The sequence below is a fragment of the Brevundimonas sp. EU05-FHT14B07 genome, from assembly GCF_058790795.1.
In genome coordinates this window covers 399,280-419,125 of record NZ_JBYTCZ010000002.1, presented here as the reverse complement: position 1 = coordinate 419,125, position 19,846 = coordinate 399,280, and the positions used below count along the sequence as shown (strand labels likewise).

Below are 19,846 nucleotides of genomic sequence, written 5' to 3'. Positions count from 1 at the left end.
GCGTGGACGCCGACATTGACCGAGAGCGAGGCGGGTGGAGAGAGCGACTTTGGTCGAGGATCGCCGGTCGCCCAGGTCAGTCAGCCGTCTATGGAGATGACCGGGCCGAGCTTGGGTTGCGCCTTGCCGCGCCGGGCGCTGCGACGCTTCAGCCAGGCGCGGATGCGGGTCTGGATCGGATTGTCGATCGCGAAGTGGAAGGCGAAGGCGAAGGCGACCGCCGCCATGACGCCCAGGCCCCACAGGCCCCATTGAACGAAGAGGGGCAAGGCGATGCGCGCCTCGACCGCATTGACCACGCCGAACCAGACGATGCGGACCACCTCGTTGGAGATGAACATGGAGAAGGAGACCATGGCGGCGGTCTCGACCCACTTCGAGGGCTTGGTCACAGGCACGGCGCCGGCGGCCAGGATGATGATCGAGATCAGGGTCAGGGCGACAAGGGCGTGCTTGTCGTGAAGCTGAAGCGCGAAGAAGCCGACGGCGGCCAGCACCCCGGCCCAACCGGCCAGGCGCGGGGCGATCCAGACCTTCTGGGCGAACCAGGCCAGGCACATGCCCAGGAAGAACAGCGGCAGGGCGCGGATGATGCCGTAGCGCATGGGCATCTGATAGACGGGATAGCCGAGGAACGACCAGCACAGCTGGTTGGCGATCAGATAGACGCCGACGCCGACGGCCAGGGCCGACCACGGACCCAGACGCATCAGGCCGCGAATGATCCAGGGGAAGGCCAGATAGCAGCCAATCAGGGCCGAGATCGACCAGGTCGGGGCGTTCCAGCCCAGGCCGCCGTGCACGCCATAGGATTGCAGCAGCAGCAGCTGAGCCGGCAACTGATCCCAGGCGAACCATTCGGGATTGCGGGGCGGCGAGCCGGCGGCGGTCGCCAGCAGCACGAAGCCGACTAGCGACAAACCCATGATCAGATGCGCGGGGACGACGCGCAGGAACCGCTTCAGGAAGAAGTCGCCGGGCGACATTCGACCCTTGTCCACCGCCGCGCCATAGACGCGCATCAGCACATAGCCGCTGTCGATCAGGAAGAAGTTGGTCAGCAGGAAGCCGCCGCGTTCGAAGATTGGATTGATCAGGTGGGCGAGCGGCTCGGGACCGGCGGCCTGGAAATGATGCAGGATGATCAGAAAGGCCACGATGAAACGCAGCGCGTCCAGCCAGCCGCCGCGGGCGATCTGAACTGTCTCATTGCGGGTCGAAATCAGGGACCAGGGCATCGTCAGCGCCTCCTTTGATCCCTTCACCGCAAGCGTCGGGCCAGTTCGCCTGTCAGGCGAACGTCACGACAGCACCAGACGCATGAACTCCTCGCGGGTGCGGGGGTCGTCGCGGACGACGCCGATCAGGTGGCTGGTCGACAGGCTGGCGCCGGGCGCATTGACGCCACGCAAGGTCATGCAGCTGTGCTCGGCCTCGATGACCACGCCGACGCCGTGCGGCTTCAGGACGGTCTGGATGGCCTCGGCGATCTCGGAGGTCATCTTTTCCTGGATCTGAAGGCGGCGGGCGAAGCCGCGCACGACGCGAGCCAGTTTGGAGATGCCCACGACGCGGTCCGTCGGAAGATAGGCGACGTGCGCCTTGCCCACGACCGGCAGCATGTGGTGCTCGCAGAAGCTGACGAAGCGGATGTCCTTCAGCACGACCAACTGGTCGTAGCCGCCGGTCTCCTCGAAGGTCTTCTCCAGATAGGAGAGCGGATCGACCTCATAGCCCTGGAAAAGCTCGCGGTAGCTCTTGGCGACGCGGGCGGGGGTTTCCAGCAGACCTTCGCGGTCCGGGTTGTCGCCGGCCCATTCAATCAGGGTGCGGACGGCGGCTTCTGCGTCGGCCTGGGAGACTTTGGAGGCGGGGGCGTCGGTCATGGCGGCCTAGATAGCGGAGCGCTTGAGGGAAGGGGAGAGGGCGAGCCGTCCCATTACGAGGCGGACGCGCGTTCAGACGGTGGAGTCGGAAAAAGAGAGTCTAATTCGTCTAATTCGTCTGAAATCGAATGATCGGCGCTCCCCAAGTCCAAGGCGGGAAGTCGGCATCGAAGCGGCGCCGTTCAAGGCCGCACGCGAGATTTTTACATGGGTCAGGTCTAGACGAAGACGCGTCTGGTTAGCGGCCTGTTAACCATCCTGTCGGCATTTTCTGCCCAGTAGTTTGCGGGAGCAGCCGATGAACGGCGCGGAAGTTCTGGACGTCGGGCGCGACGCCATCTGGCTGACGATCCAGCTGTGCCTGCCGGTGCTGCTGGTCGGACTGGTCGTCGGCGTGGTGATCGGCCTGTTTCAGGCCCTGACGCAGATCCAGGAACAGACGTTGATCTATGCGCCCAAGATCATCGCCATCTTCGTCAGCCTGATCCTGTTCCTGCCGCTGATGGGCGCCCTGTTGGGCGGCTTCATGCGCCAGATCGCGGCCCGCATCGCGGGGATGTAGTGGACGCTTATGCGACCGCTGATCAGGTCTGGGCCGGGGGGCTGATCTTCGCCCGGATCGCGGCGATCCTGATGCTGATCCCCGGCTTCGGCGAGGCCTATGTGCCCCCGCGCGTGCGACTGTCGCTGGCCCTGGTCATCAGTCTGGCGCTGTGGCCGGTGGTGCGCGGTTCGCTGCCGGGCCTGCCGGACAGCATGGGGCTGATGGTCGGGTGGATCATCCGCGAGGTGGTCGTGGGCCTGATGATCGGCCTTTTGCTACGCATGTTCATGAGCGCCCTGGCGACAGCGGGCGAGATCGTGTCGTTGCAGACGACGCTCAGCTTCGCCCAGACCGCCAATCCGATGCAGGCTCAGCCGGGTTCGACCATCGCCGCCTTTCTGGCCCTGCTGGGGGTGACGCTGCTGTTCGCCACCGACACCCACCACCTGTTCATCGCCGGCATGGTGGGCTCGTATCGGCTGATCTCGCCGGCCCAGCCGCTGATGATGGCCGACTTTACCCAGATGGCGGTGCGAACCCTGGGCGACAGCTTCCTGCTGGGCGTGCAGTTGTCGGCGCCGGTGCTGGTCTTCGCCTTGATCTTCAACGTGGCGTCCGGCCTGGTGGCGCGGGTCATGCCGTCGTTCCAGGTCTATTTCGCCGCCGCGCCCTTGAGCGTCATCCTGGGCCTGTCGATCTTCGCGCTGAGCCTGGGTGCGCTGGGCACCCTCTTCATCGACCGCTACCGCCGTCTGGCGGAGTATTTCGTGCTGGGAGGCCCTGGTGGCTGAAGGCGCGGATCCCGAGTCGAAAACCGAAGAGGCGACCCCGCGAAAGCTTGAGGACGCCCGAAAGAAGGGCGATGCGGCCAAGTCGCCCGACGTCGCCCAGGTGCTGTCGCTGGCGGGAGCGGCGGCGGTGATCCTGATGGGGGGAGGCTGGTTCGCCTCGTCCATCGCCGAACAGATGCTGCCCTTCATCGCCGCGCCGCACGAGATGCTGGGGGTGCTGAACTCGGGCGCCGGAAACCAGATCATGGGGCGCGCCGTCTGGGCCGTGGCGCCCTTTTTGGGAGCCGTCATGCTGGCGACCATCCTGGGCGGAGTCGGGGGCAATGTCGCCCAGTCAGGCCTGATCTTCACCGCCGAAAAGCTGAAGCCCAAATGGTCGGCGGTCAGTCCGATGCAGGGGTTCAAACGCATCTTCGGCCCCGACGGCCTGGCGCAGTTCGTCAAGACCTTCTTGAAGCTGATCGCCGTGTGCGCCGTGTGCTGGATGGTGTTAAAGCCGCACTTGCGCGAGTTCGAGAACATGGCCTCGATCAGCCCGCTGGCGATCTTGCCGCTGGCGCGCGACATGGCGATCTCGCTGTTCGTGGCCTCGATTATCCTGCTGGGCGCCACGGCCGGGGCCGACTTCATCTGGCAGAAGATGCGCTTCGCCAAGCGGATGCGGATGACCAAGGAAGAGCTGAAGGAAGACTTCAAACAGTCCGAAGGCGACCCGCACATCAAGGCCAAGCTGAAGCAGATCCGCATGCAGCGCAGCCGCCAGCGGATGATGGCCAATGTGCCAAAGGCCACCGTCATCGTGACCAACCCGACCCACTATTCGGTCGCCCTGCGCTATGAGCCGGATCAGGGCGACGGGGCGCCGATCTGTGTGGCCAAGGGCGTCGACGCCCTGGCCCTGCGCATCCGCGAAGTGGCGACCGAGCACGGCGTGCCGATCGTCGAGAACGTGCCGCTGGCGCGCGCCCTGTACGCCACCGTCGAGGTGGACGAGGTCATTCCGCGCGAACATTTCGACGCCGCCGCCAAGATCATCGGCTTCGTCTTCCAGTCCCGCAAGCGCCGGTAAGGCGGCGTCAGGATTTGGGCGTATGATCGCAACACTGATTCGCGAGGCTGTATGACGTCCACCCGCCGCCCTTCGTTCGACCTGTTGTCCGGCGTGATGGCGTTCGGCGTCGTGGCGGCGATCGCGGCGCTGGCCTATCCGGCATTTCGCGCCAACCCGACTTCGGCGCCGGGGCTGGTGCTGATCCTGACCGTGGGCGCCATCGCCCTGATCGGTCTGTTCGGCTTCCGCCGGGCGGCGGACGCCAAGCCGAGCAGCGATGCGGCCATCGAGGTGCTGGACGCCATGGCCGAACCGGCGGCGCTGGTCTGGGATTCAGGACAGATCCTGGCCTTCAACGCCGCCTGGTCCGAGGCCAATGGAGCGACCGGCGCCCTGCCGCGCGGCAAGTCGGCCCGGGCGCTGTACATGGCCTTCGCCCAGGCGCGCAAAGGCGAGCCTGGCCGCGCCATCGTCATGATCGGACAGCGCGAGGTCGAGGTCGTCATCGGCCAGATCGGCGATGGAAAGACGGGCGAGGGCAAGTTCCTGATGCGCGCAGCGCCGGACGCCGTCCTGCCCATCGCCGCCGCGCCCGTTCACACGCCCGCCGCTGCGGCGACCGGCGAGGCGCGAGCCATGGCCGCCGGGGCGCCGTTCGGCTCGGCTGTCATCGCCGGCGACGATCTGTTTTCAGGCCGGGCTGAAGAGGCCAATCCGGCGCTGGCGGTCCTGACCGGACCGGGGGCGGCGCGCGATGCGGCCTTTGGGCATCTGTTCGATCCGGGCGGCATCGCCGAGGCTCGGCTGAAGCTGGCGGGCGGATCGTCGGGCCCTATCGAACTGGTCGCGCGGGCCTATCCCGACAAGATGCTGCATCTGTATGTGGCGCCCGAGGGCGACAAGCGGCGCATCTGGCTGTTCGACGTCTCGGGTCAGAAGTCGATGGAGCTTCAGCTCAACCAGGCGCAGAAGATGCAGGCCGTGGGCCAGCTGGCCGGGGGCGTTGCGCACGACTTCAACAATCTGCTGACGGCGATCCAGCTTCAGCTGTCGGGTCTGCTGGAACGGCACCCAGTGGGCGATCCGTCCTACGAGGGCCTGAACGAGATCCGCCAGACGGCCATTCGCGCGGCCGACCTGGTGCGCAAGCTGCTGGCCTTCTCGCGCAAGTCCACGGTGCGGCGCGAGCGGCTGGACCTGGGCGAACTGGTCGGCGAGTTCGCCATCCTGCTGCGGCGGCTGCTGCGCGAGGACGTCCGGCTGGAGACCGACTACGGACGCGACCTGCCGGTCGTGCTGGCCGACAAGTCTCAGCTGGAGACGGCGGTGATGAATCTGGCCGTCAACGCGCGCGACGCCATGCGCGGCGTGGTCGAGCCGGGCGCCGGCGTCGTCACCATCGCCACGCGCCGTCTGACGGGCGACGAGGCGCGAGCCCTGGGCTGGGTCGATGCGCCGACGGACGAGGTGGCCCTGATCGAGGTGTCGGACACCGGACCCGGCGTGCCGCCCGAACTGGCGGACAAGATCTTCGAACCCTTCTTCACCACCAAGGCGGTGAACGAGGGCACCGGCATGGGTTTGGCCACCGTCTATGGCATCGTGCAGCAGGCGGGCGGCCACATCACCGTCAGCAATATCGAAGGGGCTGGAGCCGCCTTCCGCATCTTCCTGCCGGCGGCGGGCGAGGCGGAGCTGGCCGAGGTTCAGCCGGTCGAGGTCAAGGCCAAGGCGCCGCGCGACCTGTCGGGCGCCGGCCGCATCTTGTTCGTCGAGGATGAGGACGCCGTGCGCGGCATCGCCGCCCGGCTGCTGCGCCAGCGCGGCTATGAGGTGATCGAGGCCGCCGACGGCGAGGAGGCCCTGCTGCTGGCCGAGGAACACGCCGGCCAGATCGACATGATGATCTCGGACGTCATCATGCCGGGGCTGGACGGGCCGTCCTTGCTGAAGAAGGCGCGCAAATATCTGGGCGACGCGCCGGTCATGTTCATCTCGGGCTATGCCGAGAGCGATTTCTCGGACCTGCTGCAGGACGAGACGGGTGTGTCCTTCCTGCCCAAGCCGCTGGACATCAAGACCCTGGCCGAACGGGTGAAGCAGGAGCTGCACGCGGGCTGACCGCCCGCATGAAGGGCGGGGGTCAGGCCGCGCGGCGAAGCGCGGACGGCGCCTTGACATAAAGGCCCCGGCGGCCGTTCACGGCGCGGAAGGCGACCGTCTCGCCTTCCAGACTTTCGTCCACGCCCAGAAGCAGGCACCCGTCATCGACCAGGCGGCGCTCCAGCCCGTCGAGAAGACGCGCCCGGCGCGATGGGTCCATATCCGTCATGACATTGCGGCAGAAGATGACGTCGAAACGGGCGTCATCGGTCGGTTCGTCCAGCAGGTTGGCGCGACCGAAATGCACGGCGTCGGCCAGTTCGGCCTTGACGATCCACTGGTCTTCACGCGGTTCGAACCAGCGCAGCATGGTCTTGGCCGTAAGCCCGCGCTGGATCTCGAAGCCGGTGTAGAGGCCCGAGCGCGCCTTTTCGATCGCGCGCTGCGACAGGTCGGTGGCGACCAGATCGACATCGACGCCGATCTCCCTGGCCGCCATGGCGATGGACCAGGCCTCCTGGCCGGTCGAACAGCCGGCCGACCAGATCTTGATCCGCCCGTCGGGCCGCGCCTTGGACAGGGCCGGCAGCAGTTCGGTTTCGAGAATGCGGAAAGGGATGCGGTCGCGACGGAACCAGGTCTCGGCGTTCAGCAGGGCCTCAATCACCGACCAGGCCAGCGAGGCGACCGGATTGACCCACAGGTTCGACAGCAAGGCCTCGACATTGGCGTAGCCCTCGCGCCGCGCGATCGGCCCCAGCCGGTGTTCGGCCAGGTGGATGCGATCCCGCGACAGCCGATAGCCGGCGCGGGTGGCGAGAAGGGACTGCAGCTTGTCGAAGTCCTCAGGCGTCATGCGGCGATCGCTCCGACCTCCGTCAGCTTGGACTGCAGGATTTCTCCGTCGAACGGCTTCATCACATAGTCGTCGGCGCCGGCGGCCAGGGCTTCGGCGATCCGCTCGGGGCGGGTCTCGATCGTGCAGAACAGCACCTTGGGTTGCTTGCCGCCCGGCATGGCGCGCAGGCGACGCAGGAAGGTGATGCCGTCCATCACGGGCATGTTCCAGTCCACCAGCAGGACGTCGGGCATGGCGCCGGTGCAATAGGCCAGGGCCTCGGAACCGTCCGCCGCCTCATCGACCTCATAGCCCAGGCCCTCGACGATGCGGCGCGCAACCTTGCGGATGATGCGGCTGTCGTCGACGATCAGGCAGGTTCGGAAGTCCAAGGTCGATCCCTCAATGACACGACGGCTTTCGCCCGTGGCGCATGGACTGTTTTTATCTCAAACGCCAGTTAATGAGTCGTTTGGAAACGCCTCACGCAGGCATTCGCGCGACCAGTGCGACCTTTCCGTCTTCAACCTTGACGCGTAGAGCGCCGCCGGCCTCGTTCACGGTCAGCCACAACCAGTAGGGCTGGATCCACTGGCCGGCCAGGCCCTCGACCAGGCGTTCGCCGGCCAGACCCGTGACGACCTCGGGCTTCAGCCGGGCGCGGGTGCCCTCGGCGAAGCCTTCCAGATAGAGCAGGCCGCTTTCCAGGCGCGACTGAATGGTTGCGACGCCGCCCATCGGCAGGGCGCCGACGGTCAGATAGGCGAGGTTGGTCAGGGCGCGGGCCTGGGGCTTGGTGAACTCGCCGTCGGCGATGCGCCAGTCGAGCGAGGCGCGGCCGCCCTGGACCATGCCGGACACCAGGCCTTCGATCTCGCGGGCGGTGAACTTCTCGCTGGTGGTAGCGGCGCCGAAGGCGACGCGGGCGAAGTGAACCAGGGCGACCATCTTCCTGGCGCTCTGCTCGATCAGGGCCAGGGCGTCGTCGCGCATGTCCTGAGCTGTCGGGTCCTGCATCAGGTCGAGGCCCGAGACGATGGCGCCCGACGGACTAATGAAGTCATGGCACAGCTTGGCCGCGATATAGGTCGCCAGCTCGGTCCCATCGACCGGAAGGTCCAGCGGAGCGGCGTCTGTGTCGTGGGGGGAGGTCATGATGTCTGGCGCGCTCAGGTCACAGTTCGTGTCGCGCGCGAAGTTGGAGTGATTTGCCGGTTCATGGAACCGCCCGGATGGTCTATCGACCCGCCAATGACGACCTCTTTGACACCTGCTCTTGAGCGCGATCTGACGTCCGGCGCGCTGTCCCTGGCCATCGCCGAGATCGCAGAGGAGGCTGCGCGGCTGATCCTGCCCTATTGGCGCGCAGGCACGGCGGTCGAGACCAAGTCCGACGACAGCCCGGTGACGCAGGCGGACCGGGCGGCCGAGGCCCTGATCCTGAAACGGCTGGCGGCCCTGTATCCGGGCGTGCAGACGGTGGCGGAGGAGGCCGTGTCGGCCGACGGCGCGCCCGAGGCGGCCGAGGACTGGTTCTGGCTGATCGATCCGCTGGACGGCACGCGCGGTTTCGTGCGCGGCGGCGAGGCCTTCACCGTCAATATCGCCCTGATCCATGACGGCTATCCGGTCGCGGGCGTGGTGACCGCGCCGGCGACGGCGACGACCTGGCGCACCGACAAGCCCGAGGGCGGCGCCTTCCGGCGTCAGTTCGGCGCCCTTCAGGCCGGCGAGGCCCATGCGGGCGAGGACTGGCGTCCGATCCGGGTGCGCGACCGGCCGCAGGAAGGCATGGCCCTGCTGAGCCACAGCGTCACCGACGAGGAAGCGACGCGTCTGGCCGCCCGTCACGGCTGCTCGCGTTGGCAGGGGACGGATTCGTCGCTGAAGTTCTGCCTGATCGCCGAGGGGCGGTTCGATGCCTATCCGCGCACAGGCCCGACCTCGGAATGGGACACCGCAGCAGGCCAGGCGGTGCTGGAAGCCGCCGGCGGGCGGGTTCTGGCCGATGACGGGCAGCGGATGGCCTATGGCAAGACGCGGTTCCTGAACGGCGCCTTCGTCGCCATGGGCGGCTGAGGTCTAGGGCCTCAGAAGCGCCTCGGCGCGGTCGGCGAGGGCGTCGACGCCCATTTCCCGCGCCGTCATCGCCGCCTCGCCCAGGATCAGCCCCAGATCGGTCGGGACGACGCCGCCCAGCCGATGCCGCGCCAACATGATCTCGGCCATGCCGATCTGATCGGCGGCCCAGTCGAGCGGCGTCGCCGTCGCCATGCGCGCCCGCAACCGGGTCTCCAGCGTCATCAGGGCGGTCAGGTTCTTGACCGCCTCTGCCAAGGCCGCCTCACGCGTGATGCGCCGCTCGCGCGCCAGGGCGCCGATGATCAGTTCGCCGCCCTGCGTCAGGGCTTCCGCCTGGGTCAGCAGCATCAGCGGCTGGGCGTCGTCGCCGACACGCAGCACCTGGATCGCTGCCCAGTCCAGCGGGCTGTGATCCGGCGTGAACTGATCGGCGGCGGCGTCGAACATGATCCGCCCCTGGTTGCGGGCCTCGTCATGCCCCGCAATGGCGGCCAGGGCCGACAGGCCGGCGCCGCACAGAGCGAGGGCGCGGGCGCGGGTCAGGGGGCGATGGTCAGGGGATGCGGCCTCGACCAGGGCGCCCAGGTCGCGGCCGGCCTGATCCAGAAGATGCACGTCGCGCTGCACCACGCCCATTTCCAGCGACAGGGCCGCGCGATCCATCCGCAGATCCATGTCCTCGGCGTCGTCTCTGTGCACCGCCTCATCCATCAAGACAGCCGCCTGATGAAGGCGGGCGATGTCGCCGCTCAGCCGGGCCGTGCGGATCGTCAGCCGGGCGTGAAGCGCGGCCATGCCGACGGCGATACGTCGGCTGCGCGGCTGCCCGACCGCCGCAACGGTCGTCGCAGCGCGATCCAGACGCGCGGGATCGCCGCACAGATCAAAGCGCAGCATCAGCACCGCAGCCTTGGCCATGGCGGCCCGCGCGATCTGATCCTCGCCCACGGCTGAACGCGCCAGGCTGTCGGCGCAGCGTTCGGCCCGGTCCAGACTGTCGGCGGCGCCGGTGCGTCGGGCGTGTTCGCGCCACAGGGCGCAGGCGCGGTTCTCGGTCTCGAAGGGACGCGCGCAGGAGACGCGTCCGGCGTCCGTGGCCTCGCGTCGCGCCTCGGCGCGCAGCAGATCCGCGCCGATCAATTCGACCCAGCCCAGGTCTTCGCTCTCTCGCGCCTGGGCGAAGAGTTTTCGAAGATCACGGCCGAATTCGAACATGCTGGACCTCGGTTATCCCGCTTCGGGACGCAGACTGCGTCACTTGCGGCGTCCAATGCAAACGCAGCGCCGGGAATGCGGTTCGGCTTGGCCTTAAGCCGGCGACCTAGTCGAGTTTCGGCGTCTTCTGCTGGCAGCGTTGCAGATTGGCGCGGGCCTCGGGCGCCTCGGCGTTGAGCTGACGCACCGCGGTGATGCGCGCGCGGGTCTGATCGGCCTCAGCGGCCGGCGCAGCCTTACCCGCCGCCGTTGCGGCCTGCATGGCCGCCAGGGACCAGTAGAGCGCGGCGTCATACAGCCGACGCCCCTGAGCGCTCTCGCCGCCTTCAAGCTCCGACGCGGCCTGGGTCAGGCCTGCACAGCGCACCGCCTCCTCATACGAAACCAGCCCCACGGAAGGGGCGGCCTGCAGCATTAAGGCGGTGCTGGCTAGGGCGAGAAGCGTCGACATGACCTGAGAATGGCTCAGCCGCGTGACCAAAGGAAGTCGTTTGCGGCGCCCGGCCTTAGCCGCGCTCCTTCGTCTTGGTGAAGGCGATCTTGGGGAAGCGTTCGCCGACATAGCCGGTCTCCCAGCTCGACTTGGCCAAGAAGACCGGGGCCTGGTCGATGTCGCGCGCCATCTGGGGGCGGTATTTGCCGCTGAAGTCCTCGACGTCCGCGTCGGAACCCTCCGAGCCTGGAGCGATCCAGCGCGCTTCGGCGTAGGGTGAGGGTTCGAAGACGACGTCCAGGCCGTACTCCTCGCCCAGGCGGTCGGCCATGACCTCAAACTGCAGCTGGCCCACGGCGCCGACGATGAAGTCCGAGCCGATTTCGGGACGGAACAGCTGGGTCACGCCTTCCTCGGCCAGACCTTCCAGAGCCTTCTTGAGGTGTTTGGCCTTCAGCGGATCCTTCACGCGAACCCGTTGCAGGATTTCCGGAGCAAAGTTCGGCAGGCCGGCGAAACGGACCACGCCGCTCTCCGACAGGCTGTCGCCGACGCGCAGCACGCCGTGGTTCGGAATGCCGATCACGTCGCCGGCGAAGGCGTCGTCGGCCAGTTCCCGATCCGAGGCGAAGAACATGATGGGCGCATTGACCGACAGGGACTTGCCGGTGTTCTGCACCTTCAGCTTCATGCCGCGCTTGAAGGCGCCCGACGCCATACGGAACATGGCGATCCGGTCGCGGTGATTGGGGTCCATGTTCGCCTGGACCTTGAACACGAAGCCGGTGACCTCGTTGGATCCCGGCTCGACCTCGGTTTCGACAGGGACGGGGGCGTTGCGGGTCTCGGGCGGCGATTCCTTCTTGGCCTTCATGACCTTGGGCGCGGGCGCCCAGTCGCCGATGGCCTTCAGCAGTTCGTCGATGCCGAAGTGGCGCAGGGCCGATCCCCACAGCACCGGGGTCATGTGACCTTCAAGGAAGGCCTGGCGGTCAAAGGCCGGATAGCCGCCCTCGACCAGTTCGACGGCCTCGGCGAGATTGTCCTGCTCGCCCGCCTCGAAATACCGGGCCGCCTGGTCCAGCGGCAGGGCGGGGGGGTGTTCGGGGTCCTCGGCCGACCCGGCGGCCTTGCGGGTATAGGGCTGGAATCGGCCGGTTCCGACCTCGACCATGCCGCGCAGGCGATTGCCGCTCTCGGCCGGCCACCAGATCGGGGCGGGGTCCAGCTGAAGGCGTGACGCGATGTCGTCCAGCAGGGCCATCGGGTCCTGGGCCTCGCGGTCCAGCTTGTTGATGAAGGTGATGATCGGGATGTCGCGCAGGCGGCAGACCTCGAACAGCTTCAGCGTCTGCGGCTCGATGCCCTTGGCGGCGTCCAGCACCATGATGGCGCAGTCGGCGGCGGTCAGGGTGCGATAGGTGTCCTCGGAGAAGTCCTCGTGCCCGGGCGTATCGAGCAGGTTGAACATCTTGCCGTCGTGCTCGAAGGTCATGACCGAGGCCGAGACCGAGATGCCCCGCTCCTTCTCGATCTTCATCCAGTCCGAACGGGTGCGCCGGTTCTCGCCGCGCGCCCGCACGGCGCCGGCCGCACGAATGGCGCCGCCGGCCAAGAGGATGTGCTCGGTCAGGGTCGTCTTGCCCGCATCCGGGTGAGCGATGATGGCGAAGGTGCGACGGCGGGCCGCTTCTTCAGGCAGGGTTAGTGAGGACATGGCGCGCGACTAGCGCGGACACGCCTCAAAGTCACGGGATTGCACCGGATGAAATAACCCCTCGCCACGAAGGGCTATCGGAGTCATGCTCGGGTCTGGAGGAGACGATCAGGCCGTCAGAGTCCGACGCTCCCCTCCCGGATCGATCCGGGATCATAGGGAAAGGACAAGGACGATGGCTGTCATCCATCCTCAAGACCGTATCGCCCATGCGCCGCGTGAGCGGGCGCCGCTGCATCCGGCGGTGGGGCTGGTCGTCGGTTTCGGCTTCATCGTAGCCGTGGCGACGCTGGTCCATGTGGTGTTCAACGCCGTCCTCTGACGGCGTTTCAGGTCGCGATCAGGCGGCCAGGCGGTTCCAGACGGCGCGGTCCGCAGAGACGGCGTCGAGGCGACGGCCCTTGGCCTGAAGCTGGCGCATCACCTGTTCGGGCAGGGTGCAGAAGCGCGGCTCGACCAGATCCGGATTGCAGGCGGCGGCCGGCGCCGCGAACAGGGCGGCGTTCACGTCCGGGCTGCGCTCGGCGATCAGCCAGGCCAGGCGACGGGCGCGTTCGGGATCGTTGCGGTGAAGCAGCGGGTCCTCGGCGAACAGTTCGCAACCCAGTTCCAGCAGATAGTCCAGACCCAGCTTCTCGAACCGGCGCGCGTCGGCGGGCGTGACCGGGCAGGCCTCGTCCAGGTCGAACACGACATCGTTCAGAAGAAACAGCATGGGCGAGACGCTCGACTGACCGGACGCGAGTTCGTCCGTAAGCTCACAATAGGCGCCGTCGCTTGCAGTCCCGTTCACGGACGCGGTTAAGCGTTTGTGACCAGCCGGCTGTCGCCGTGGACGAAAAGCGACGGCGATGACGCGACGTGACCCTTGCGCCAGTGTGCGGCCTCGGCTTACCTGATCACGCATTGTTACAGGCCGGCGTCGCGCCGGAGAGAGGCCGTCATGACGACCCATGAAGATCGCGCCGGGCTGAAGGTCGCGGGCGAACTGATCGCCCTGATCGAGCAGGATGTACTGCCAGGGCTGGGGCTTGATGCGACGGCCTTCTGGAGCGGGGCGGCGGCGATCTTCGAGCGGTTCGTGCCCGAGAACCGTGCGCTGCTGGCGCGACGCGACGCCTTGCAGGCCCAGATTGACGACTGGCATCGGGCGCGGCGGGGCCAGCCGTATGATGTGGCGGCGTCGCAGGCCTTCCTGAAAGAGATCGGCTATCTGGTCGAGGAGCCGGCGCCGTTCACGATCGGGACCGAAGGCGTGGACGCCGAGATCGCGCGCATGGCCGGCCCGCAGCTGGTCGTGCCAGTGCTGAACGCCCGCTTCCTGCTGAACGCCGCCAATGCGCGGTGGGGCAGCCTGTATGATGCGTTTTACGGCACCGATGCGTTGGGCGACCTGCCGGCCGGCGGCGGCTATGACGCAGCGCGCGGCGCGCGGGTCGTCGCGCGGGCCAAGGCTTTTTTGGACGAGGCGGCGCCCCTGGCGGAGGGTTCGCATACGGATGTCGCCGGCTGGTCGGTAATTGATGGCGCACTGTCGCCCGCGTTGAGGGATGCAGGACAGTTCGTCGGTTTTACCGGCGAGACGACGGCGCCGTCTTCGATCCTGCTGGTCAACAACGGACTGCACATCGAACTGGTGATCGACCGCAGCCACCCGGTGGGGCGCAGCGATGCGGCGGGGCTGGCGGACGTGGTGCTGGAATCGGCCCTGTCGACCATCGTCGATCTGGAGGATTCCGTCGCGGCCGTCGATGCGGCGGACAAGGCCGAGGCCTATCGCAACTGGCTGGGTCTGATGCGCGGCGATCTGTCGGCGACGTTCAAGAAGGGCGGCGAGACCCTGACCCGCGCACTGGAACCGGATCGCCAGTGGACGGCGCCGGACGGGTCGTCGGTGATCCTGAAGGGGCGCAGCCTGCTGTTCGTGCGTAACGTGGGGCATCTGATGACGACCCCGGCCATCCGTCTGTCTGACGGGTCGGAGGCGCCGGAGGGGATCATGGACGCCATCGTGACCAGCCTGATCGCCCTGTATGACATCAAGGGTCTGGGCGGGTTCGGCAACAGCGCGACGGGCTCTGTCTATATCGTCAAACCCAAGATGCATGGGCCGGACGAGGCCGCCTTCACGGACCGGCTGTTCGATGCGGTCGAGGATTTGCTGGCCCTGCCGCGCCATGCGATCAAGGTCGGGGTGATGGACGAGGAACGGCGGACCTCAGCCAATCTGGCGGCCTGCATCCAGGCGGTGAGGGACCGGATCGTCTTCATCAACACCGGCTTTTTGGACCGCACCGGCGACGAGATACACACGGCCATGCAGGCCGGGCCGGTGGTGCGAAAGGCCGACATCAAGTCCAGCGCCTGGATCGCGGCCTATGAGGCGAGAAACGTCGCCATCGGCCTGAAATGCGGCCTGTCCGGCAAGGCCCAGATCGGCAAGGGGATGTGGGCGGCGCCGGACCGGATGGCGGACATGCTGGAGCAGAAGATCGGCCACCCGAAGACGGGCGCGAACACCGCCTGGACCCCCTCGCCGACCGCGGCGACCCTGCATGCGCTTCACTATCATGCGGTCGATGTGTTCGCGGTTCAGAAGGAGATGGCCGGGCGCGAGACGCCGGGGCTGGAGGCTTTGCTGACCCCGCCGCTGGCGAATGGCGTCAACTGGTCAGAGGACGAGGTGGCGGCCGAGCTGGACAACAACGCCCAGGGCATCCTCGGCTATGTCGTGCGCTGGATCGATCAGGGGGTGGGGTGTTCCAAGGTGCCGGACATCCACGACATCGGCCTGATGGAGGACCGTGCGACCCTGCGGATCAGTTCGCAGCATATCGCCAACTGGCTGCTGCACGGGGTCTGTACGGCCGATCAGGTCGATGCGGCGTTCCAGCGCATGGCGGCCAAGGTCGATGGTCAGAATGCGGGCGATCCGCTGTATCGGCCGATGGCGGCGGACCTAGATAACAGTTTGGCCTATCAGGCGGCGCGGGCGCTGGTGTTCGAAGGCGTCGAGCAGCCGAACGGCTATACCGAGCCGTTGCTGCATGCCTGGCGGTTGAAGGCGAAGGCGGCTCAGTCCGCTTGACGGGCTTTGGGTGAAGCGGGCGGTTCCGGCAGCTCGGCCTCGTCGTCGGCCATGACGTCGTCGGCGGCGTCGTTGGCGGTTCGGGCAGGGCTTTGCGGGCCGGTCGGTCGCGGCGATGCGCCGACGCCGTAGCCGAGGCGCTTCAAAGCCTCCTCGCCGTCCAAGCCGAAGGCGGTGCGCAGGCGAAGATCGGTCTGGGGCACCGGCACCTCGACGCCCGCCGCATCCAGGGCGTCGGCGATCAGCCAGGTGTAGGCGGCGTGCATGGCCGCTGGGCGTTTGACGGCGTCGCGCGTCGGCCAGACCACCAGTTCGAACGACAGGCCGCGATCGCCGAAAGCCACCAGCCAGACCTGGCTCTTGCGGGCCTCCGTCTCCGGCAGGGTGAAGGGGCTGGCGCGGGCGGCGGCCAGAACCGCATCGCGCACCTGTCCCCGGTCCGAGCCATAGGCGACGGTGAAGGGCACATGAATGCGGCGGGTGTCGCCCTTCATGGTCCAGTTGGTGACGGGCTGTTCGATGAAGCGCGAGTTGGGCACCAGGACATTGACGTTGTCATTGGTGCGGACACGGGTGGCGCGCGGGCCGATCTCCATGATGGCGCCACGGATGCCGATGTCCTCGATCTCGATATAGTCGCCGACCGACACCATCCGGTCGAAGATCAGGAACAGGCCGGAGACGAACTCCTTGACCACCCCCTGCAGCCCGAGACCCACGCCGATGCCCAGCGCGCCGGCGAAGACGGTCAGGGACGACAGGTTCAGCCCGGCCGCCGACAGGGCTGACATGATGCCCACGACGATGATGCCGTAGCCGGCCAGGCGCTCCAGCAGATAGATCGCCTGACGGCTGCGGTCCGAGCGCTCGCGCACCCGGCGCAGCGACCGCGTCACCAGCCAGTGGGCGGCGAAGGCGATCAGGAGGATCACGCCCGCGCTGACCAGACCGCCCAGCGTCAGATTGATCCCGGCGATGCGGGCGATCTGCGACTGCTCGATGGTGTCGAGGCCCAGCTTCTGGATCGGATTGGTCATCGCATTCTAGAGCGTCCGGCGAACGGTCAAGGTTCCGAACCTAGATGGCGAAGTCCTCGGTCGAGAAGCGCCCATCCAGCCAAGCGACGATGCGCTCGGCGGCGTCCTCGGGCGACATGGTGGTGGTGTCCACGACGATCTCGGGGTGTTCGGGCGCTTCATAGGGGCTGTCGATGCCGGTGAAGTTTTTGAGCTCTCCCGCGCGGGCCTTCTTGTACAGGCCCTTGACGTCGCGGGCTTCAGCGACCGCCAGCGGCGTGTCGACGTGGACCTCGACGAACTCGCCCTCGCCCAGCAGGTCACGGGCCAGGCGTCGTTCGGCGCGGAAGGGCGAGATAAAGCTGACCAGGACGATCAGGCCGGCGTCCACCATCAGTTTCGACACCTCGGCGACGCGGCGGATGTTCTCGACCCGGTCCTCCTCCGTAAAGCCCAGGTCGCGGTTCAGGCCGTGGCGGACATTGTCGCCGTCCAGCAGATAGGTGTGGCGACCGTCGGCGTGCAGCCGCTTTTCCACCAGATCGGCGATGGTCGACTTGCCGGCGCCGGACAGGCCGGTCAGCCAGACGACGCGGCCCGTCTGGTTCTTGATCGTGGCGCGCGCGTCCTTGTCGACCGACAAAGCCTGCCAATGGATGTTGTGGGCGCGGCGCAGGGCGAAGTGCAGCAAACCCGCCCCGACCGTGCGGTTCGAGATCCGGTCGATCAGGATGAAGCCGCCCAGATCCTTGTTCTGGGCATAGGGGGCGAAGGCGACGGGGGCGTCCAGCGACAGGTTGCAGACGCCGATCTCGTTCAACTCCAGCCGCTTGGCGGGCTGCTGCTCCAGGGTGTTGACGTTCACCTTGTGCTTGGGCTCGGTGATGGTGGCGCCCACCAGCTTGGCGCCGATCTTGAGCAGGTAAGGCCGGCCCGGCAGCAGCGGCTCGTCGTCCATCCAGACCACGGTGGCCTCGAACTGGTCGGCCGCCTCGGGCGGGGCGTTGGCGCTGGCCAGGACGTCGCCGCGCGAGACATCGATCTCGTCGTCCAGGGTCAGGGTGATCGACTGACCAGCGACGGCCTGATCCAGGTCGCCGTCGGCGGTGACGATGCGGGCGACGGTCGAGATCTTGCCGGACGGCAGGACGCGCACCGAATCGCCGGGGCGCACGATCCCGGCGGCGATCTGGCCGGAGAAGCCGCGGAAGTCGAGGTTGGGCCGGTTGACCCACTGCACCGGCAGGCGGAAGGGGTCAGCCTGAAGAGCGTCGCCGACCTCCAGCGCTTCCAGCAGGCTCATCAGCGGCGGGCCGGCGTACCACGGCGAATGAGCGCTGGGTTCGGTGATGTTGTCGCCGCGCAGGGCCGACATCGGAATGGCGTCGAACGTCTTCAGCCCGATCTGACCGGCGAAGACGCGGAAGTCGGCGACGATGGAGTCGAACACAGCCTGGGACCAGCCCATGAGGTCCATCTTGTTCACCGCCAGGATGACGTGGCGGATGCCCAGCAGGCTGACCAGATAGGCGTGGCGGCGGGTCTGGGTCAGCACACCGCGCCGGGCGTCGATCAGGATGACGGCGGCGTCGGCGGTCGAGGCGCCGGTGACCATGTTGCGGGTATACTGTTCGTGGCCGGGCGTGTCGGCGACGATGAACTTCCGCTTTTCGGTCGAGAAGAAGCGATAGGCCACGTCGATGGTGATGCCCTGTTCGCGCTCGGCGGCCAGGCCGTCGACAAGCAGGGCGAAGTCGATGTCGCCGCCCTGGGTGCCGACGCGGCGACTGTCCGCCTCCAGCGCCGCCATCTGATCCTCGAAGATCATCTTGGAGTCGTAGAGCAGGCGGCCGATCAGGGTGGACTTGCCGTCGTCTACGCTGCCGCAGGTGATGAAGCGCAGCAGGCTCTTGTGCTGGTGGGCGTCCAGATAGGCGTCGATGTCGCGCGCAATCAGGTCGGACTGGTGAGCCATCAGAAATAGCCCTCCTGCTTCTTCTTCTCCATCGAGGCGGATTGGTCGTGGTCGATCACCCGGCCCTGGCGCTCGGATGTGGTGGTCAGAAGCATTTCCTGAATGACCTCGGCCAGGGTCGCGGCCGTACTCTCGACCGCCCCGGTCAGGGGGTAGCAGCCCAGGGTGCGGAAACGGACGGACTTCATCTGCGGCGTCTCGCCGGGGCGCAGCCGGAACCGGTCGTCATCGACCATGATCAGGGCGCCGTCCCGCTCCACCACCGGCCGGTCGGCGGCCAGATACAGCGGCACGATGGGGATCCGCTCCAGGTGGACGTATTGCCAGACGTCCAGCTCGGTCCAGTTTGAGATCGGGAAGACGCGAATGCTCTCACCGGGCTTTTTGCGCGTGTTGTAGAGCCGCCAGAGTTCAGGCCGCTGGTTCTTGGGGTCCCAACGGTGTTCGGCCGTGCGGAAGGAGAAGATGCGTTCCTTGGCGCGCGACTTCTCCTCGTCGCGACGGGCGCCGCCGAAGGCCGCGTCAAAGCCGTAATGGTTCAGGGCCTGTTTCAGACCTTCGGTCTTCCACAGGTCCGTATGCAGGGCCGAGCCGTGATCGAAGGGGTTGATGCCGCGTGCGACGGCGTCGGGGTTCTGGTGGACCAGCAGTTCGACGCCCAGATCGGCGGCGGCCTGTTCGCGCATCGCGTACATGGCGCGGAACTTCCACGTCGTGTCGACATGCAGAAGCGGGAAGGGCGGTCTGGACGGATAGAAGGCCTTCTTCGCCAGATGCAGCATGACGGCTGAATCCTTGCCGATCGAATACAGCATGACCGGACGCTCGGCCTCGGCCGCCACCTCGCGCAGGATGTGGATGCTCTCGGCCTCCAGGCGCTGAAGGTGCGTCAAGCGTGGCGCGGACACCCCGGCAAGTTTTCTAGTCAAGGTGGCGGTGGTCACCGGCGCGTCTCCGTCGAACGCCATGTGACAACGCCAATGCGCGCCAGGGGACAAGCGAGGGTTCCTGTTCCCCGCTAGGAGATTTCCGGCCCGCAGCGTCCGATTTCGTCGTCGGAGCGTAACGGAACCAGGGTCGCTGAAAGCGGCTTATGGCATCAAAACG

At 67.1% G+C, this 19,846-nt stretch carries 19 protein-coding genes; 7 read left to right on the top strand and 12 right to left on the bottom strand.

The genetic code is table 11. From position 1 onward, the window contains the following. Positions 1 to 80: 80 nt before the first annotated feature. Both AC3WRC_RS06150 and folE read right to left on the bottom strand, forming a co-directional pair. Positions 81 to 1,238 carry an acyltransferase family protein gene (locus tag AC3WRC_RS06150; protein ID WP_492303248.1) on the bottom strand — a complete coding sequence of 386 codons (1,158 nt, stop codon included), beginning with the start codon at positions 1,236 to 1,238 and terminating at the stop codon, positions 81 to 83. Between the two features lie 63 nt (positions 1,239 to 1,301). Further along, positions 1,302 to 1,886 (bottom strand): GTP cyclohydrolase I FolE, encoded by a 585-nt coding sequence (folE, locus tag AC3WRC_RS06145; RefSeq protein WP_055753859.1) that lies wholly within the window; start codon positions 1,884 to 1,886, stop codon positions 1,302 to 1,304. A 298-nt stretch (positions 1,887 to 2,184) separates the two neighbouring features. Here folE and fliQ point away from each other — a divergent pair, with 298 nt between their 5' ends. Genes fliQ through cckA form a run of 4 tightly spaced genes read left to right on the top strand, consistent with a single transcriptional unit; the run spans position 2,185 to position 6,393 of the window. Next, positions 2,185 to 2,448, top strand: coding sequence for a flagellar biosynthesis protein FliQ (gene fliQ, locus AC3WRC_RS06140; protein WP_017505641.1), 264 nt, complete (start codon positions 2,185 to 2,187; stop codon positions 2,446 to 2,448). Beyond that, positions 2,448 to 3,221 carry a flagellar biosynthetic protein FliR gene (fliR, locus tag AC3WRC_RS06135; RefSeq protein ID WP_492303247.1) on the top strand — a complete coding sequence of 258 codons (774 nt, stop codon included), beginning with the start codon at positions 2,448 to 2,450 and terminating at the stop codon, positions 3,219 to 3,221. Before fliQ ends, fliR begins: the two co-directional genes overlap by 1 nt. Then, complete coding sequence (gene flhB, locus AC3WRC_RS06130) at positions 3,214 to 4,290, top strand: flagellar biosynthesis protein FlhB (protein WP_492303246.1); 1,077 nt, start codon at positions 3,214 to 3,216, stop codon at positions 4,288 to 4,290. The genes fliR and flhB overlap by 8 nt, the downstream gene beginning before the upstream one ends. A gap of 51 nt (positions 4,291 to 4,341) precedes the next feature. Beyond that, positions 4,342 to 6,393 carry a cell cycle histidine kinase CckA gene (gene cckA, locus AC3WRC_RS06125; RefSeq protein ID WP_492303245.1) on the top strand — a complete coding sequence of 684 codons (2,052 nt, stop codon included), beginning with the start codon at positions 4,342 to 4,344 and terminating at the stop codon, positions 6,391 to 6,393. Positions 6,394 to 6,415: 22 nt separating this feature from the next. Here the strand turns inward: cckA and AC3WRC_RS06120 are convergent, their stop codons facing one another. From AC3WRC_RS06120 to chpT, 3 genes are all read right to left on the bottom strand, one after another. Next, positions 6,416 to 7,231 (bottom strand): CheR family methyltransferase, encoded by an 816-nt coding sequence (locus tag AC3WRC_RS06120; protein WP_492303244.1) that lies wholly within the window; start codon positions 7,229 to 7,231, stop codon positions 6,416 to 6,418. Further along, the gene (locus tag AC3WRC_RS06115; protein ID WP_017505646.1) at positions 7,228 to 7,605 is read right to left on the bottom strand and encodes a response regulator; all 378 of its coding nucleotides are present in this window, start codon (positions 7,603 to 7,605) and stop codon (positions 7,228 to 7,230) included. The genes AC3WRC_RS06120 and AC3WRC_RS06115 overlap by 4 nt, the downstream gene beginning before the upstream one ends. Positions 7,606 to 7,696: 91 nt before the next feature. Continuing rightward, complete coding sequence (gene chpT, locus AC3WRC_RS06110) at positions 7,697 to 8,368, bottom strand: histidine phosphotransferase ChpT (RefSeq protein ID WP_492303243.1); 672 nt, start codon at positions 8,366 to 8,368, stop codon at positions 7,697 to 7,699. Positions 8,369 to 8,464: 96 nt separating this feature from the next. On the opposite strand from chpT, the gene cysQ reads away from it, so the two are divergent. Continuing rightward, a complete protein-coding gene (gene cysQ / locus AC3WRC_RS06105) occupies positions 8,465 to 9,292 on the top strand; it encodes a 3'(2'),5'-bisphosphate nucleotidase CysQ (protein ID WP_055753865.1) in 828 nt (275 codons plus the stop codon). 3 nt (positions 9,293 to 9,295) lie between these two features. On the opposite strand, the gene AC3WRC_RS06100 is transcribed toward cysQ, so the two are convergent. The 3 genes from AC3WRC_RS06100 to AC3WRC_RS06090 all read right to left on the bottom strand — a co-directional run bounded on the left by AC3WRC_RS06100 (position 9,296) and on the right by AC3WRC_RS06090 (position 12,660). Beyond that, complete coding sequence (locus tag AC3WRC_RS06100; protein ID WP_492303242.1) at positions 9,296 to 10,510, bottom strand: hypothetical protein; 1,215 nt, start codon at positions 10,508 to 10,510, stop codon at positions 9,296 to 9,298. 106 nt (positions 10,511 to 10,616) lie between these two features. Further along, the gene (locus AC3WRC_RS06095; RefSeq protein ID WP_492303241.1) at positions 10,617 to 10,961 is read right to left on the bottom strand and encodes a hypothetical protein; all 345 of its coding nucleotides are present in this window, start codon (positions 10,959 to 10,961) and stop codon (positions 10,617 to 10,619) included. A gap of 55 nt (positions 10,962 to 11,016) precedes the next feature. Then, on the bottom strand, positions 11,017 to 12,660 hold the full coding sequence (locus tag AC3WRC_RS06090; protein WP_492303240.1) for a peptide chain release factor 3: 1,644 nt from the start codon (positions 12,658 to 12,660) through the stop codon (positions 11,017 to 11,019). Between the two features lie 175 nt (positions 12,661 to 12,835). Here AC3WRC_RS06090 and AC3WRC_RS06085 point away from each other — a divergent pair, with 175 nt between their 5' ends. Further along, positions 12,836 to 12,982: a hypothetical protein gene (locus AC3WRC_RS06085; protein WP_167334160.1), complete on the top strand. Its 147-nt coding sequence runs from the start codon at positions 12,836 to 12,838 to the stop codon at positions 12,980 to 12,982. Between the two features lie 18 nt (positions 12,983 to 13,000). Here AC3WRC_RS06085 and AC3WRC_RS06080 read toward each other — a convergent pair whose 3' ends face one another. Continuing rightward, positions 13,001 to 13,375 carry a hypothetical protein gene (locus tag AC3WRC_RS06080; RefSeq protein ID WP_045811590.1) on the bottom strand — a complete coding sequence of 125 codons (375 nt, stop codon included), beginning with the start codon at positions 13,373 to 13,375 and terminating at the stop codon, positions 13,001 to 13,003. A gap of 228 nt (positions 13,376 to 13,603) precedes the next feature. On the opposite strand from AC3WRC_RS06080, the gene AC3WRC_RS06075 reads away from it, so the two are divergent. After that, positions 13,604 to 15,748, top strand: a complete 2,145-nt coding sequence (locus tag AC3WRC_RS06075) for a malate synthase G (RefSeq protein ID WP_492303239.1) — start codon at positions 13,604 to 13,606, stop codon at positions 15,746 to 15,748. On the opposite strand, the gene AC3WRC_RS06070 is transcribed toward AC3WRC_RS06075, so the two are convergent. Genes AC3WRC_RS06070 through cysD form a run of 3 tightly spaced genes read right to left on the bottom strand, consistent with a single transcriptional unit; the run spans position 15,736 to position 19,707 of the window. Beyond that, complete coding sequence (locus tag AC3WRC_RS06070; protein ID WP_492303238.1) at positions 15,736 to 16,785, bottom strand: mechanosensitive ion channel family protein; 1,050 nt, start codon at positions 16,783 to 16,785, stop codon at positions 15,736 to 15,738. The two genes, AC3WRC_RS06075 and AC3WRC_RS06070, sit on opposite strands and share 13 nt — an antisense overlap. A 40-nt stretch (positions 16,786 to 16,825) precedes the next feature. Next, positions 16,826 to 18,739, bottom strand: coding sequence for a sulfate adenylyltransferase subunit CysN (gene cysN, locus AC3WRC_RS06065; protein WP_492303237.1), 1,914 nt, complete (start codon positions 18,737 to 18,739; stop codon positions 16,826 to 16,828). After that, positions 18,739 to 19,707, bottom strand: a complete 969-nt coding sequence (cysD, locus tag AC3WRC_RS06060; protein WP_492303236.1) for a sulfate adenylyltransferase subunit CysD — start codon at positions 19,705 to 19,707, stop codon at positions 18,739 to 18,741. The genes cysN and cysD overlap by 1 nt, the downstream gene beginning before the upstream one ends. Positions 19,708 to 19,846: the final 139 nt, after the last annotated feature.